Origin of the sequence: Streptomyces sp. NBC_01166 (assembly GCF_045039765.1) — a bacterium.
Taxonomy (GTDB): Bacteria; Actinomycetota; Actinomycetes; order Streptomycetales; family Streptomycetaceae; genus Streptomyces.
Genome location: NZ_CP108613.1, coordinates 6,343,862 through 6,359,301 on the forward strand (window position 1 = coordinate 6,343,862; position 15,440 = coordinate 6,359,301).

Consider the following 15,440-nt stretch of genomic DNA (forward strand, 5'->3'; position numbering starts at 1 on the left):
GCCGGCCCGGTGCTCAGGCACGCCGTGGAGCCGTCAGGCTCCCGGAGCCGTGCCGAGCACCACCGACCGGGTCAGATGGCGCGGCAGGTCGGGGTCGAGGCCACGGGCCGCCGCTCGGGCGATCGCCAGCCGCTGGACCCGGACCAGGTCGGCCAGCGGGTCCAGTCCGCTCTCCACCCAGCGGGCCCCGGTCGCCAGCACCTGCTCCCGCAGCCCCTCCGGAGCGGCGCCGAACATCCAGGTCGCCGTCCCGGCCGTGGCGATGCTGATGGGGCCGTGGCGGTACTCCATCGCCGGATACGACTCCGTCCAGGACAGGGACGCCTCCTTCATCTTGAGCGCCGCCTCGTTGGCGATCCCCACTGTCCACCCCTGCCCCAGGAAGCTGAACTGGTCGCATTCCAGGAGCCCTTCGGGCAGCGGCTCCGCCAGCGCGGTCTCCGCGTCCCGTACGACGTCCTCGGTGTGCAGCCCGAGATGGGCGCGGAACAGCGTCAGCGCGGTCGTCGCGAACCTCGTCTGGACCACGGACCGTTCGTCGGCGAAGTCGAGGACCACCACATCGTCGGCCGCGGTCATCACCGGGGTCCGCGGGTCCGCGGTGACGGCGACGGTCCGGGTGGCGCCCCGCAGTCGGTTCAGCAGGCCGAGGATCTCCGTGGTCGTCCCCGACCGCGTCAGCGCGACGACCCGGTCGTACGTGCGCCCGAACGGGAACTCCGAGGCGGCGTAGGCGTCGGACTCGCCCTGTCCGGAAGCCTCGCGGAGCGAGGCGTACGCCTGCGCCATGTAATACGACGTTCCGCAGCCGACGACGGCGATGCGCTCACCGGCGGCGGGCAGGGCCGCCTTCCGGTCGGCAGCGACCTCCGCGGCACGGCGCCAGCACTCGGGCTGGCCGGCTGTCTCGGTCTCGACATGCGACATGTCCGCACTCCGCTTCCACTGCTTCTCGCACCTGGTGGGACGGGGGTGTGTGAAATCGACGCCCGCTTGTTCAATTCTGCATATTACATGGGTCAATCGAGCAAGAACAAGCAAAGTGTTCACGCCTCCGTAACCCGAGCGGGGTCGGTTTTCGGCCATGCTCGGTGGGTAGCCGACTCGATCCGGTTCCGTCGAGGCTGTGTGGGTATCGGTCGCATGGCGCGAACTCCGCTGCCGACATCCCGTACATCAGGTGGAAAATGCCCCGTGGGGCTGTTTCTCGACAACCCCGGACGGTCACGGGGCGGCGGCGGGTGGCTCCGGTGAGGGGCGATTTCACGTCATCGGGCACGCACGTTGGCCGAGTTCGAACGCGCGGCCGGAATGCGGTCGGCATAATCAGCCCATGTCGATCACGGGTGGGGAAGTCGTGGACCTCGGCAGGGGTCTGTACGCCTGGCTGCCGCCGCAGCGGGGCTGGGGCCTGGCCAACTGTGGCCTGCTCGTGTCTCCGCGCGGGGGGCTGTGGATCGACACCCCGTACGACACGATGATGGCCGGTCAGTTCCTGGTGGAGAGCCAGAAACGGCTGCCCGACGGGGTGGGCGTCGACCGTGTGATCGTCACCCACGCCAACGGCGACCACTTCTGGGGCGCCGGGGTGCTTCCGGACGCGGAGATCATCGCGACCCGCGAGGCCCGGGAGCACATCCATTACGACCCCACCCCGCAGCAGCAGCACGCCCTGGTGGCCGGAAGTGATCCCTCCACTCCCCTCGGCGCTTATCTCCGCCGTCACTTCGGCGTCTTCGACTGGTCCGCCACCGACGAGGTGTCTCCGACGACCTACTTCACCGGTGAGCTCGAACTGACCCTGGGGGAGCACACGGTCCAGGTGTCGTCCCTGCCGCCCGCGCACACCGGGGGCGACCTGATCGTGTATCTGCCCGCGCAGCGCGCCGTGTTCAGCGGGGACGTCATCTTCTCCTCCACCTCCCAGCAGCCCGGGGACCACCCGGTGCACTGGGCGGGGCCGCTGGACAACGTGATCGACGCCTGCGAACGCGTCCTGGCCACCGGCGCCGAGGTGATCGTGCCGGGGCACGGGCCGGTGCTCGACCCTGCCGGAGTGCGCGGGCACATGGACTACCTCGCGTACGTACGCGACCGCGCCCACGCCCTTCACGCGGCGGGAGTGCCCGCGCTCGAGGCGGCCCGCCGGGTGATCGCCGAGGGCCGGTACCCGGAGCTCGGCCTGTCCGAACGGCTCGTGGTGACCATCGGGAGCGAGTACCGCCACCTGGACGGCTCCGAACTCCCCGGTGTACTCCAGGTGATGGCCGACGTGGCGGCCGTCGCCCAGGAGACCGGCGCGGCGTGCACCGGAGGGGCGGCGTGACGGCCCGCCGTTACGGCAGCCGGACGCCCCGCACCGGCGCGGGCTGTCGACCGTCCCCGACAACAGAGAGGCGATGACGCCGTGCTGGCATGGATCGTGGCCCTCATCGCCGTCGTGGTGGCGATCTGGTCGGCAGTACGCATGCACCAGGCGAGGCTGGACGCGTACGGTGCTACGGCCCGTGCGGAGCTCACCGAGCGGCAGTCCAAGGCGGCCGACGCCCGGACCCTCGCCCTCACCGAGGAGATCCGCCAGCTGGCCCGGAACCGGATACCCGCCGCGGCCACCGCACTCTCCCACCGCTCCGCGCCTGTCCCCGGGCTGCGGGAGGCCGCAGGGATCGAGGGGGACGCCGCGCGTCTGCTGACCGAGGCCGTACAGGCCGCGCGCACAGCTGTCCTGGAGGAACGCCGACGCGTCGACGCGGCAGCACGCTCGGCCATGCGCGGAACCTCCGCCAAGATCCAGTCGCTGCTCAACCAGTCGCAGCACCTGCTGCACGAGCTCCAGCACGAGTACGACGACCCGCGGATCCTCCAGCTCGACTTCCGCAACGAACTGGCGCTGCGCCGCACCCAGGCCACGGCCGTGCTCTGCGACGCCTGGCCCGGACTCGCCCGGCAGAACTCCTCGCTCGTCGAGGTCGTGCTCGGCGCCCAGTCCCGGGTGGCGGGGTACGAGCGGATCAAGGTCGCCAACCATCTGCGCCAGGAGCGGCTCGCGCTGGTCGCCCGGGCCGCCGAACCTCTCGCGATCGCGCTCGCCGAACTGCTGGCCAACGCCACGGCGTACTCGCACCCGGACACCGAGGTGCCGGTGACGGTCCAGCAGACCGCGGGGCGCGGGGCCCTGATCCTGGTCGACGACGCCGGGATCGGCATGGACGACGACGCGCTGAAGCGGGCCCGCGCACTGCTGTCGGGCCCCTCCGAGGTGCTGCTCACCGAGCTGGGGGACCCGCCGCAGACCGGCTTCGCCGTGGTGGGGCGGCTCGTCGCGCGTTACGGCTTCAGCTGCCACATCGAGTCGTCGCCGTACGGCGGGATGCGCGCGATGCTGCGTATTCCGGCGCATCTGCTGACCGTGATCGACGACGACCGCACCCTGTCCGTGCTCGCGCCGAAGCCGGTGCACGCGCGCGCCGAGGGCGTCACGGAGAGCCCCTTGCCCACCGGGCCCGCGGAACCCGTCGCTCCTGCCGCGCCCGCCGAGCCCGAACCCGCGCCGGCCGCCCCTGTCGAACCCGCCGCGTCCGTGCCCGCCGAACCCGCCGAGACCGCCCCCGCCGCAGGGGAAGCCGCGCCTCCGGCAGGCCTGCCCACCCGGCGGCGCAGATCCCGCCGGACGGCCGCCCCGGAGGCGCCGACGGCCCGGCAGCAGCCTGCCGAGAAGCCCGTGCTCCGTACGCCCGAGCAGGCCGGAGCGGCCTGGACCGCCCTTCAGGAGGGCACCCTCAGCGGCAGGAAGGCGCCCGCGCCCCCGGCGCGGACACCCTCAGCATCCCCATCGGACGACCAAGGAGACGACGAGACGTGAGCACCACCCCCACCGCCGGTGATCTCGCCTGGGTGCTGACCCCGCTGCTGGAGCTCCCCGGTGTGCAGCATGCCGTGGTCGCCACCGGCGACGGGCTCGTCGAGGGCGCGTCGCCCGGCCTGGACCGTGCGTCCGCCGAGCGCGTCGCCGCGATGACGGCCACCCTGCACGCGGCCGCCCGTGCCTTCACCACAGCGTTCACCGAGGCCGAGTCGCCGCGACTCGCCCAGACGGTCGTGGAGTCCGACCTGGGCTTCGCCGTCGTCGTACCGGCCGGCAGGAACACCACCCTGGCCCTGTTCGCGGCCCCCGACGCACACCTGGGGAACATCGCCTACCAGATGCAGGTGCAGGTGACCGCGCTGACCAGGGCCATGCACGCCCCCACCCGCCAACCGGACGCTGCCACCCGGCCATGACCCCCGGCCCAGGCCGCCGCCTGATTCCCCCCTACCTGGTCACCGGTGGCCGCTCCACGCCCACCGGCCCCGCGCTCGACCGGCTCGCCGTGCTCATCCGTACGGACTCGGCCCTGCCGGTGAACACCGGTTCGGAGCAGCGCAGGCTGTGTGAGCTCCTCGAGCCCGGAGCCCTCACCGTCGTCGAGTGCGCTGCCCATCTGGACCTGCCGGTCAGCGCCACCGTCTTCCTGGCCACGGATCTCGTGGCCGCGGGACATCTGCACGCTCGACCACCGATCCCCAGTGCCGGTGAGATCGACCGGTCGCTCGTCGAGAGGCTGCTCGTTGGACTCCGTTCCCTCCACTGACCGGGGCGGCATCGGTTATCTGCCGAGTGCCGCCGAGACCCTGATGAAGCTCGTCGTCACGGGTCCCTTCGGCGTGGGCAAGACGACCCTGATCCGTACCCTGTCGGAGATCCCGACCCTGCACACGGAAGAGGCGATGACGCAGTCCAGTACGGGACTCGACGACACCGCCGGGCTTCCGGAGAAGACCACGACCACGGTCGCCGTCGACTTCGGCCGGCTGACGGTCCAGGACGATCTGGTGCTGTACATGTTCGGCACGCCGGGCCAGGAGCGCTTCCTCCCCCTCTGGGAGGACATCGCGCGCGGTGCGCTCGGCGCCCTCGTCATGGTCGACACCCGGCGGCTCGAGGACTCCTTCGCCGTCATGGACATGGTGGAGGAGCAGGGGCTCCCGTACGCCGTCGCCGTGAACCGCTTCCCCGACGCCCCCGCCCACGCCGACGAAGTCCTGCGCAAGCACCTCGACCTCGATCCCCGCACCCCGCTGGTGCAGTGCGACGCGCGCGAACGCGGGGGCGGCATCGACGCCCTGATCGCCCTCGCCGAGCACGCGCTGACCTGCCTGCCCGCGCCCCAGGAATCGTCATGACGCCTCCCGAGACCGGCACCTCACCCGGCACCGCCCCCTCGCTCCACGAGCCCCTCGCGCTGTACGGGGCCGGCTTCGCCGCCGATCCGCACGGCCACTACCGCATGCTGCGCGACCAGGGGCCGCTGGCCAGGGTGCGGGTCGCCCCGGACGTCGACGCGCTGCTGGTCACCGACTACCACGCGGCCGTCGACCTGCTGCGGGACACCGAGACCTTCACCAAGGACCCGCGTGCCTGGCAGACGGGCGTGCCGGCCGACTCGCCGGTCCTTCCCGTGCTCGGCTACCGGCCCACCGCGCTCTTCACCGACGGCGCCGTCCACGCCCGTTACCGCGACGCCATCAACGACACCCTCGCCCTGATCGAACCCCACCTGCTGCGCGCGGAGGTCGCCCGGGTCGCGCAGCGGCTCATCGCCGGGTTCTCGGCCACCGGCACCGGTGACCTCATCGCCCAGTACGCCCGCAGGCTGCCCCTGCACGTCTTCACCGCCTCCTTCGGCGTGGCTCCCCAGGACACCGAGCGGGTGGTCCGCGGTACGGCGGGAATGATGGACTCCGCGGGGGACGCGACAGCGGCGTACGACGAGCTCGTCGGCGTCGTCACCGCTCTCGTCTCCGCACGGCGGCGCAGGCCGGGCCGCGATCTCACCTCGTACCTGCTGGCGCACCCGGCCGGTCTCGACGACGACGAGGCCGTGCGTCAGATCACGCTCATCATGAGCGCGGGCCACGACCCCACGACCAATCTGATCGGCAACGCCCTCCTGCGCATGCTCAGCGACACCCGTTACGGCGGCTCCCTGCACGGCGGCGCGATGACCGCGCACGAGGCGGTCGACGACGTCCTCTGGCGCGATCCGCCGCTGGCCAGCATGGGTGCGCACTTCCCGCGCCACGACACCGAGTTCCACGGGGTCCCGCTGCGCGCCGGGCAGTTGGTGCTGGTCTCCTTCGCCGCCGCCAACACCCAGTCGCCGCCGTCCGGATCGGACCCCGCGGTGCGCTCCGGCGACGGCGCCCACCTGGCGTGGTCGACGGGTCCGCACCGCTGCCCCGCCAAGCAGCCCGCCCTGCTGATGGCGATGACCGCGATCGAGCAGCTCACCAGCCAGCTCTGTGATCTGGAACTCGCCGTCGAACCCGGCGCGCTGGTCTGGCGGCCGGGACCTTTCCATCGAGCCCTGGCCCATCTACCGGTACGTTTCACACCGCTCGACACGCTTCCCGAACCGGGCGGTGCGGGCGCCCCGGAGGCCGCCGATCACGTTCCGACCCGTGTCGGTGGTACGCCGAACGGGTGAGGGGCGAGAGAATTGCCCGATGAACAGCGAGCGCAGCCGGCGCACAGCCAACCGGCATACGGACGGGGTGGTTCTGTGAGCAGGTACGACAGGTACGACAGATACGACGCCACCGACGAACAGTGGGAAGGGCTCGCCCAGGTCGTACCCCTGAGGGGCCGCAACGAATGGCCCTCCCGGGTCGACCACAGGACGGTCCCGGACCGGCAGGAGTCGGCCGAGCAGCGGCGCATGGTCGTCCTGCGCGTCCAGGTGTTCGCGGACGCGCGCGAGGTGGCCGAGTATCTGGTCGCCCAGATCCCGGTGCTGCTGGACCTGACCGGCGCCGAGAACGATGTGGCCAAGCGGATCCTGGACTTCAGCAGCGGTGTGGTCTTCGGGCTCGGCAGCGGGATGCACCGGGTGGACCGCAATGTCTTCCTGCTCGCACCGGTCGGCATGGAGGTCGAGGGAGTCACCGCGGCGGGCGTACCTCAATCGTAGGAAGGTCGTGCGGGCGGAACGGTTCGCCGCTCACGGGCGTGCGTACGGTCCGCTCATGACTGTTGTGATCTCCACGGGGAGGGCGGCCTCCGCGCCGTCCGGCGCGGGCCGACCCGCCCGCCCCTTCGTCAGCGAACTCCGCCTCGACGCCTTCGCGTCGCACCGCCGCACCGTCATCCCGCTCGGACCGCTCACGCTGCTCACCGGACGCAGCGGAAGCGGCAAGTCGACCGCCCTGCGCGGTTACGAGGCGCTCGCGCGGCTGGCCGCCGGCGATCCGCTGGAGGACGTCTTCCCCGACCCGGTGGCCTGGGTGCCCGAAGGGGCCGGGGCCGACGGGCAGGGGCGGCGCGGATTCAGACTCGGCTGCACGGTGGAGGGTCCGGCCGGTCCGGTGAGACTGGATCTCGCCGTGCAGGCCGAGCCCACCCTCCGCATCGTCGGCGAGCGGCTGACCGACAGCGGCGAGACGCTGCTGAGCACGGCGCTGCGGGATCCCCGGCGTTCCTCGGTCCAGGCGGCCTGGTACACGGCGGGGGCGGTGCCGGTGACGCGTGCTCCCTTCCCCGACGACCGCCTCGGCACGGCACTGCTGCCGTTGCGGGTCGCGGGAACGACGGACGGGCAGCTCAGGGTGCTGGCCGCCGCCGAGCAGGTGGTGGTGGCCCTGCGGTCGGCCTTCGTCTGCGATCCTCAGCCGGGGCGGATGCGTGCGGCGGTGCCGGTCGCGGAAGGGCGGCTGACCTCGTCCTGCGACAACCTCGCCGAGGTACTGCACCGCACCCACAGCCAGTGCGCGCAGCGGCACGCCCGACTGGTCGCCAGCGCGGACGCCGGGTGCGCGGGGCCGGTGACGGGACTGACCGCCGAGCGACTGGAGGGCGGCACCGTGCAGGCCCTGACGGGGCGGGGGCCGGGCCGGAGTACGCCCATCGGGCGCCTCGGCGACGGCGAACTCCGTTATCTCGCCTTCGCGCTCGTACTGCTGACCGGCCCTCATGTCCTGGTGGTGGACCCGGCGGCGGAGGTGCCGTCGGCCATGCAGGCCCTCACCGTGCTGGCCGACGGATTCGACCGGAGTCTGGACGCGCGGCAGAGTGGGGAGCTGCTGGCATTGGCCGCGTCGATCTGTGCGGACGGACACATGCGTCTGCTGGGGACGGTCGGTGAGGCGGCCGCGGCAGCCGCCCGGGAGACGGCCGGCGCGACAGTGGTAGACCTGACACGGTGAGCGAACTGGATGTAGCACAACTGCAGCGGCGGCTGGCCGACTTCGCGGCGGCACGGGCCTGGGAGCCGTACCACACCCCCAAGAACCTCAGCGCCGCGCTGAGTGTGGAGGCTTCGGAACTCCTGGAGATCTTCCAGTGGCTGACGCCGGAGCAGTCGGCGAGGGTGATGGAGGACCCTGCTGCGGCGTTCCGGGTCAGGGACGAGGTCGCGGACGTCCTGGCGTATCTCCTGCAGTTCTGCGAAGTCCTGGGAATCGACGCGCTGGCGGCGTTGGCGGCCAAGATCGACCGGAACGAGGAACGTTTTCCGGTGGCGACGGCGGGTGTTGAGCCGGTACCACCGGAAAGTATCGAGCAGGGCCAGGACGGCGGCGAGATGACTGCTCGTCACTCTTCGGAGTGATCGTTTTATTCACAATCGACTTCCTGTCCACAGATTTCCGATTTCCTCTGGCTTTCATGTGCCATGGCCCTCACTGTGGGTAATGAAGAAGTGAGCGGATTCTTGTACCGGCGGTGTCGGCGACGGGGGAGTGGCATGGAAGCGGAGCGACTGATCGCGGCGGGCCGGAGCGCGCTGGCGGGGAGCCGGGGGGTGCCGGCCGTCATGGCGGAGGCGTGGCAGGCCCAGGCGCTCGCCCGGGCGGTCGGCGGCAGGCTGGCGAGGTGCGGACCGGCGGAGTTGCGGACGGAGGCGCGCGAGCTCAGCGAGACCTGCGCCCTGGGGAGCGCCGTGCTCGACCACCCGATGGTCCCGGCCGGAGCCGTGCGGGCGTCCCAGCTCACCGAAGTGGATCACGTGCCCCGGGTGTTGGCCGCTCTCGGGCTGCTCCTCGGGGAGGCGGGCATCGCGCTGGTGGGTGTCGCCTGCGGCACGGAGGAGGAAGGGCTCTACTGGCAGTGCATCGAGGCGATAGACGCGGTCGACGAGTCCGTGGACCGGGTTCACGGGATGCTGAGGCGGCTTGCCGAGCAGGAGCGCGAGCGTGAGCACGAACTGGAGTTGGACCGGGAGCGCGACGGCCCCCACGGGGTGATCCACGGACCGGCCGGCTTCGTCGCCGGCCAGCCGTGAGTCGGGCGGCCCGGGGCACACCGGCCGCCCGGCAGGGGAAGAGTCCAAGAGAGGGGGCACAGCGGTTTCGAAGGTGCAGGATGGAGTCATGGATCTTCGAATCTTCACCGAGCCCCAGCAAGGGGCGAGCTACGACACCCTGCTCACTGTCGCCAAGGCCACCGAGGACCTCGGCTTCGACGCCTTCTACCGATCGGACCACTATCTGCACATGGGCTCCGGGGACGGTCTGCCCGGCCCGACCGACGCGTGGATCACCCTGGCCGGACTGGCCCGCGAGACCAAGAGGATCCGCCTCGGCACGCTGATGACCGCGGGCACCTTCCGTCTGCCCGGCGTGCTGGCCATCCAGGTCGCCCAGGTCGACCAGATGTCCGGCGGCCGGGTCGAGCTGGGCCTGGGCGCCGGCTGGTTCGAGGAGGAGCACAAGGCGTACGGCATCCCGTTCCCGAAGGAGAAGTTCGGCCGGCTCGAGGAGCAGCTGGCGATCATCACGGGGCTGTGGGAGACCGAGACCGGTAAGACGTTCAGCTACGACGGGACGTACTACCAGCTCACCGACTCGCCGGCCCTGCCGAAGCCCGCGCAGACGAAGGTCCCGGTCCTGATCGGGGGCCATGGCGCGGTCCGTACCCCGCGGTTGGCCGCGCGGTACGCGGACGAGTTCAACATCCCCTTCGCGTCGATCGAGGACAGCGCGAAGCAGTTCGGCCGGGTCAGGGACGCGGCCGTGGCGGCCGGGCGGGCCGCCGACGACCTGGTGTACTCCAACGCCCTGGTGGTGTGCGTCGGGAAGAACGACGCGGAGGTGGCGCGGCGCGCGTCCGTCATCGGACGGGAGGTCGAGGAGATCAAGGCGAACGGGCTGGCGGGCTCACCCGCCGAGGTGGTCGACAAGATCGGGCGGTACGCCGCCATCGGCTCGTCACGGATCTACCTCCAGGTTCTGGACCTGCACGACCTGGAACACCTGGAGCTGATCTCGTCGCAGGTCCAGTCGCAGCTGGGCTGACGGGAGGACCCGGCCCGCGGCAGGCCGGGCCCGTGTGGCCGCGGGACCGGCAGCAACCGCCCGACAGTGAGGAGCAGCTTTTGCATTCCGCCCGGACGCCGGGGGCCCCGCCCGGCCGTACGCTCGGCGAGGCGCTCGCCGAGGGGACCGTTCTGCTGGACGGGGGCCTCTCCAACCAGCTGGAGGCGCAGGGCTGCGATCTGTCCGACGCCCTCTGGTCGGCGCGGCTGCTGAGCGACGCACCCCAGCAGATCGAGGCCGCCCACGCCGCCTATGCCCGGGCGGGTGCGCAGGTGCTCATCACGGCCAGCTACCAGGCGACCTTCGAGGGGTTCGCGCGGCGTGGGATCGGGCGGGGCCGCGCGGCGGAGCTGATGGCCGGCAGCGTGGAGTCGGCGCGCCGGGCGGGCGCGGTGACGGGGCGCGAACTCTGGGTCGCCGCCTCGGTCGGGCCGTACGGGGCGATGCTCGCGGACGGGAGCGAGTACCGGGGCCGGTACGGACTCACCGTCCGGGAGCTGGAGCGCTTCCACCGGCCCCGGGCGGAGACGCTGGCCGAGGCGGGGCCCGATGTGATGGCTCTGGAGACGGTGCCGGACATCGACGAGGCCGAGGCCCTGCTGCGAGCGGTCGAGGGGCTCGGGGTGCCGGTCTGGCTCTCGTACAGCGTGGCGGGGGACCGGACCAGGGCCGGGCAGCCTCTGGCGGAGGCGTTCGCGCTCGCCGCCGGCATCGACCAGGTGGTGGCCGTCGGGGTCAACTGCTGCGAACCCGCCGACGCGGACCGAGCGGTGGAGGTCGCGGCAGCGGCCACCGGAAAGCCGGTGGTCGTCTACCCGAACAGTGGGGAGGAGTGGGACGCCGACGGCCGGGCCTGGACCGGGAGGGGAACGTTCGAACCGGGCAGGGTGCGGGACTGGCAGCGGACGGGCGCGCGGCTGGTCGGCGGCTGCTGCCGGGTCGGCCCGTCCGGGATCGCGGCGCTGGCCGAGCGACTGGAAGCGTCGGGAACCTGAAAATCCCTGGTGGGAGGCCGGTCGCCGGACCATACTCGGACGCGTGTTCCTGACTATCAGCACGACCGGCACCCCTGAGCGTCCCGCCACCGATCTCGGATACCTGCTGCACAAGCATCCCGAGAAGGCGCAGACGTTCTCCACCTCGCACGGGACCGCGCACGTCTTCTACCCCGAGGCGTCCGCGGAGCGCTGTACCGCCGCCCTGCTGCTCGAAGTGGATCCGGTGGCGCTGGTGAGGCGCGGCAAGGGCAAGGGCCGGGGCGGAGCCCCCGACGCGGCACTCGCGCAGTACGTCAACGACCGGCCGTACGCGGCGTCTTCGCTGCTCTCGGTCGCGATGACGACGGTGTTCAAGTCAGCGCTGAACGGGGCGTGCCGCGCAATGCCCGAACGGGCCGAGCAGCCGCTGCCGTTGCGGATCGAGGTTCCCGCGCTGCCCGCACGCGGTGGTGCCGAGCTGGTGCACAAGCTCTTCGCGCCGCTCGGCTGGACGCGGGTGGAGGCCGCGGCCGTGCCGCTGGACGAGCAGTTCCCGGAGTGGGGCGACTCGCGCTACGTACGGCTCGTGCTGGAGGGGGAGCTGAGGCTCGCGGATGCCTTGCGCCAGCTGTATGTGCTGCTGCCCGTGCTCGACGACGCCAAGCACTACTGGGTGGCGCCCGACGAGGTGGACAAGCTGCTCAGGGCGGGCGAAGGCTGGCTGGCCGGCCACCCCGAGCAGAAGCTGATCACCAGTCGCTATCTCTCCCGTCGCTGGGGACTCACCCGGCAGGCGATGGAGCGGCTGGAGCTGGTGCGGCTGGCGGAGTCGGACGACCTCGAGGTGGAGAGCGTCGACAACGCGGTGGACGAGACGACCGACACGGAGGAGAAGCCGGTGCCGCTCGCGGAGCAGCGCCGGGCGGCGGTCCTGGAGGCGCTCCGTGCGGCAGGGGCGACCCGTGTGCTCGACCTCGGCTGCGGCCAGGGTCAGTTGGTGCAGGCGCTGCTCAAGGACGTCCGCTTCACGGAGATCGTCGGGGTCGACGTGTCGATGCGCGCCCTGACCGTCGCCGCACGCCGGCTGAAACTGGACCGCATGGGCGAGCGGCAGGCCGGGCGGATCACCCTCCGCCAGGGCGCGCTCACCTACACCGACAAGCAGCTGAAGGGGTACGACGCCGCCGTGCTGAGCGAGGTGATCGAGCACCTCGACCTCCCGCGGCTCCCCGCCCTGGAGTACGCGGTGTTCGGCTCCGCGCGGCCGCGGACCGTGCTGGTGACGACGCCCAACGTCGAGTACAACGTCCGCTGGGAGACGCTTCCCGCCGGGCACGTACGCCACGGCGACCACCGCTTCGAGTGGACCAGGGAGGAATTCCGGGACTGGGCCGGCCAGGTGGCCGGGCGCCACGGCTACACGGTGGCATTCGTGCCCGTCGGGCCGGAGGACCCCGAGGTGGGGCCTCCCACACAGATGGCCGTGTTCACGATGACCACGGCCCAGGAGACGACGAAGGAGGCGAAGGCCGCATGACCAGTACCTCTCGCACGCTGCCGGTGACCGACCTGTCCCTCGTCGTCCTCATCGGCGCCAGCGGATCGGGCAAGTCCACCTTCGCCCGCAAGCACTTCAAGCCGACCGAGATCGTCTCCTCCGACTTCTGCCGGGGCCTCGTCGCCGACGACGAGAACGACCAGGGCGCCAGCGGTGACGCCTTCGACGTGCTCCACTACATCGCGGGCAAGCGTCTCGCCGCGGGCCGGCTCACCGTCGTCGACGCGACCAACGTGCAGCCGGAGAGCCGCAGACAGCTCGTCCAGCTGGCCCGGCAGTACGACGTGCTGCCCATCGCCATCGTGCTCGACCTGCCGGAGGAGCTCTGCCAGGCGCGCAACGCCGGCCGGCCCGACCGTGCCTCCATGCCCCGCCATGTCGTGCAGCGCCACCGCCGTGAGCTGCGCCGGTCGCTGCGCGGTCTGGAGCGCGAGGGCTTCCGCAAGGTGCACATCCTGCGCACCGAGGAGGAGGCCGACACCGCCGAAATCGTCCTGGAGCGCCGCTACAACGACCTCCGGCACCTCACCGGCCCCTTCGACATCATCGGCGACATCCACGGCTGCAGCTCCGAGCTGGACACCCTCCTCGGCAAGCTGGGATACAAGGACGGCACGCACCCCGAGGGGCGCACCGCCGTGTTCGTGGGCGACCTCGTCGACCGGGGCCCGGACAGCCCGGGTGTGCTGCGCCGCGTCATGTCCATGGTGGCGTCGGGGGACGCACTGTGCGTGCCGGGCAACCACGAGAACAAGCTCGGGCGTTACCTCAAGGGGCGCAAGGTCCAGCACAGCCACGGTCTCGCCGAGACGGTCGAGCAGCTGGAGCGGGAGGACGCCGAGCACCCCGAGTTCCGCAAGCAGGTCGCGGAGTTCATCGACGGACTCGTCAGCCACTACGTCCTGGACGGGGGCAAGCTGGTCGTCTGCCACGCGGGGCTGCCCGAGAAGTACCACGGGCGCACCTCAGGGCGGGTCCGCTCGCACGCGCTGTACGGCGACACGACCGGCGAGACCGACGAGTTCGGCCTGCCCGTGCGCTACCCGTGGGCCGAGGACTACCGGGGCAGTGCCGCGGTCGTCTACGGCCACACGCCCGTGCCCACCGCCTCCTGGGTGAACAACACCCTCTGCCTGGACACCGGGGCGGTCTTCGGCGGGAAGATGACCGCGCTGCGCTGGCCGGAGCGCGAGATCGTCGACGTACCGGCCGAGCGCGTCTGGTACGAGCCGGTGAAACCGCTGACCACCGAGGCGCCCGGCGGCCGGGAGGGCAGGCCGCTCGACCTCGCCGATGTCCAGGGCCGCCGCATCGTGGAGACCCGGCACATGGGCCGCGTCGCGGTGCGTGAGGAGAACGCGGCGGCGGCACTCGAGGTCATGAGCCGCTTCGCCGTCGACCCCAGACTGCTGGCCTACCTTCCGCCGACCATGGCCCCGACAGCGACCTCGCACGAGGAAGGCTTCCTGGAGCATCCGGCCGAGGCCTTCGCGCAGTACCGCGCGGACGGCGTCACCAAGGTCGTCTGCGAGGAGAAGCACATGGGCTCGCGTGCCGTGGCGCTGGTCTGCCGCGACGCCGGCACCGCGCGCGAGCGCTTCGGGGCCGACGGCCCCACCGGCGCCCTGCACACCCGCACCGGGCGGCCGTTCCTGGACGACACCGCACTCACCGAGGTCGTCCTCGGCAGGCTCCGCGCCGCCGTCACCGCGGCCGGACTCTGGGAGGAGTGGAACACCGACTGGGTGGTGCTCGACGCCGAGCTGATGCCCTGGTCCCTCAAGGCGGCGGGGCTGCTGCGCTCCCAGTACGCGGCGGTGGGCGCGGCCGCCGGCGCCGTCCTGCCCGTGGCTGAAGAGGCCCTGGCCGCGGCGGCCGCCCGCGGTGTCGACGTCGGCGCCCTGGCCGGCCGCCAGCGGGAGCGCGCCGAGGACGCCGCCGCGTTCACGGAGGCGTACCGCCGCTACTGCTGGAGCACCGAAGGGCTCGACGGCGTCCGGCTCGCGCCGTTCCAGATCCTCGCGGTGCAGGGCCGCTCGCTCGCCTCCGTGCCGCACGACGAGCAACTGGCGTGGCTGGACCGCCTCGTCGAGCACGACCCGACCGGTCTGCTCCAGGTCACCCGGCGCCTCGTCGTCGACACGGGTGACGAGGCCTCCGTCCGCTCCGGCATCGACTGGTGGCTGGAGATGACCGGCCGCGGCGGCGAGGGCATGGTCGTCAAGCCGCTCGGCGCGCTCGTCCGGGACGAGAAGGGCAGGCTCGTCCAGCCGGGCATCAAGGTGCGCGGCCGGGAGTACCTGCGGATCATCTACGGCCCCGAGTACACGCGGCCGGAGAATCTGGAGCGGCTGCGCTCCCGGTTCCTCGGCCACAAGCGGTCGCTGGCCCTGCGGGAGTACGCCCTCGGTCTGGAGGCCCTCGACCGGCTGGCCGACGGTGAGCCGCTGTGGCGGATCCACGAGGCGGTCTTCGCGGTGCTGGCGCTGGAGTCGGAGCCCGTCGACCCCAGGCTGTAGGACGACCGGTCGAAACCGGGTGGCGGTTCGCAGGGT

General features: G+C 71.9%; 15 protein-coding genes. 14 read left to right on the forward strand and 1 reads right to left on the reverse strand.

The window, feature by feature from the left end; genetic code table 11:
* Positions 1-33: 33 nt before the first annotated feature.
* Positions 34-927: an SIS domain-containing protein gene (locus tag OG379_RS29200; RefSeq protein WP_405665942.1), complete on the reverse strand. Its 894-nt coding sequence runs from the start codon at positions 925-927 to the stop codon at positions 34-36.
* Positions 928-1,333: 406 nt separating this feature from the next.
* On the opposite strand from OG379_RS29200, the gene OG379_RS29205 reads away from it, so the two are divergent.
* From OG379_RS29205 to OG379_RS29270, 14 genes are all read left to right on the forward strand, one after another.
* Positions 1,334-2,326 (forward strand): MBL fold metallo-hydrolase, encoded by a 993-nt coding sequence (locus OG379_RS29205; RefSeq protein ID WP_405665943.1) that lies wholly within the window; start codon positions 1,334-1,336, stop codon positions 2,324-2,326.
* A gap of 81 nt (positions 2,327-2,407) precedes the next feature.
* The gene (locus OG379_RS29210; RefSeq protein WP_405665944.1) at positions 2,408-3,862 is read left to right on the forward strand and encodes an ATP-binding protein; all 1,455 of its coding nucleotides are present in this window, start codon (positions 2,408-2,410) and stop codon (positions 3,860-3,862) included.
* Positions 3,859-4,281, forward strand: a complete 423-nt coding sequence (locus OG379_RS29215; protein WP_124275220.1) for a roadblock/LC7 domain-containing protein — start codon at positions 3,859-3,861, stop codon at positions 4,279-4,281. The genes OG379_RS29210 and OG379_RS29215 overlap by 4 nt, the downstream gene beginning before the upstream one ends.
* Positions 4,278-4,631, forward strand: a complete 354-nt coding sequence (locus OG379_RS29220) for a DUF742 domain-containing protein (protein WP_362931180.1) — start codon at positions 4,278-4,280, stop codon at positions 4,629-4,631. Before OG379_RS29215 ends, OG379_RS29220 begins: the two co-directional genes overlap by 4 nt.
* Positions 4,609-5,223 carry an ATP/GTP-binding protein gene (locus OG379_RS29225; protein WP_393764659.1) on the forward strand — a complete coding sequence of 205 codons (615 nt, stop codon included), beginning with the start codon at positions 4,609-4,611 and terminating at the stop codon, positions 5,221-5,223. The genes OG379_RS29220 and OG379_RS29225 overlap by 23 nt, the downstream gene beginning before the upstream one ends.
* Positions 5,220-6,527 carry a cytochrome P450 gene (locus OG379_RS29230; RefSeq protein WP_405665945.1) on the forward strand — a complete coding sequence of 436 codons (1,308 nt, stop codon included), beginning with the start codon at positions 5,220-5,222 and terminating at the stop codon, positions 6,525-6,527. The genes OG379_RS29225 and OG379_RS29230 overlap by 4 nt, the downstream gene beginning before the upstream one ends.
* Before the next feature lie 75 nt (positions 6,528-6,602).
* The gene (locus OG379_RS29235; RefSeq protein WP_393764655.1) at positions 6,603-7,010 is read left to right on the forward strand and encodes a cell division protein SepF; all 408 of its coding nucleotides are present in this window, start codon (positions 6,603-6,605) and stop codon (positions 7,008-7,010) included.
* Positions 7,011-7,017: 7 nt separating this feature from the next.
* Positions 7,018-8,241: an AAA family ATPase gene (locus tag OG379_RS29240; RefSeq protein ID WP_405665947.1), complete on the forward strand. Its 1,224-nt coding sequence runs from the start codon at positions 7,018-7,020 to the stop codon at positions 8,239-8,241.
* Complete coding sequence (locus OG379_RS29245; RefSeq protein WP_405665949.1) at positions 8,238-8,645, forward strand: nucleotide pyrophosphohydrolase; 408 nt, start codon at positions 8,238-8,240, stop codon at positions 8,643-8,645. The genes OG379_RS29240 and OG379_RS29245 overlap by 4 nt, the downstream gene beginning before the upstream one ends.
* Before the next feature lie 135 nt (positions 8,646-8,780).
* The gene (locus OG379_RS29250) at positions 8,781-9,317 is read left to right on the forward strand and encodes a DUF6099 family protein (RefSeq protein ID WP_405665951.1); all 537 of its coding nucleotides are present in this window, start codon (positions 8,781-8,783) and stop codon (positions 9,315-9,317) included.
* Between the two features lie 88 nt (positions 9,318-9,405).
* Positions 9,406-10,329 carry an LLM class F420-dependent oxidoreductase gene (locus tag OG379_RS29255; RefSeq protein WP_393764647.1) on the forward strand — a complete coding sequence of 308 codons (924 nt, stop codon included), beginning with the start codon at positions 9,406-9,408 and terminating at the stop codon, positions 10,327-10,329.
* A gap of 80 nt (positions 10,330-10,409) precedes the next feature.
* Positions 10,410-11,345, forward strand: a complete 936-nt coding sequence (gene mmuM / locus OG379_RS29260; protein WP_405665953.1) for a homocysteine S-methyltransferase — start codon at positions 10,410-10,412, stop codon at positions 11,343-11,345.
* Positions 11,346-11,388: 43 nt separating this feature from the next.
* Positions 11,389-12,864 carry a 3' terminal RNA ribose 2'-O-methyltransferase Hen1 gene (locus tag OG379_RS29265; RefSeq protein ID WP_405665955.1) on the forward strand — a complete coding sequence of 492 codons (1,476 nt, stop codon included), beginning with the start codon at positions 11,389-11,391 and terminating at the stop codon, positions 12,862-12,864.
* The gene (locus tag OG379_RS29270; protein WP_405665957.1) at positions 12,861-15,404 is read left to right on the forward strand and encodes a polynucleotide kinase-phosphatase; all 2,544 of its coding nucleotides are present in this window, start codon (positions 12,861-12,863) and stop codon (positions 15,402-15,404) included. Before OG379_RS29265 ends, OG379_RS29270 begins: the two co-directional genes overlap by 4 nt.
* Positions 15,405-15,440 lie beyond the last annotated feature (36 nt).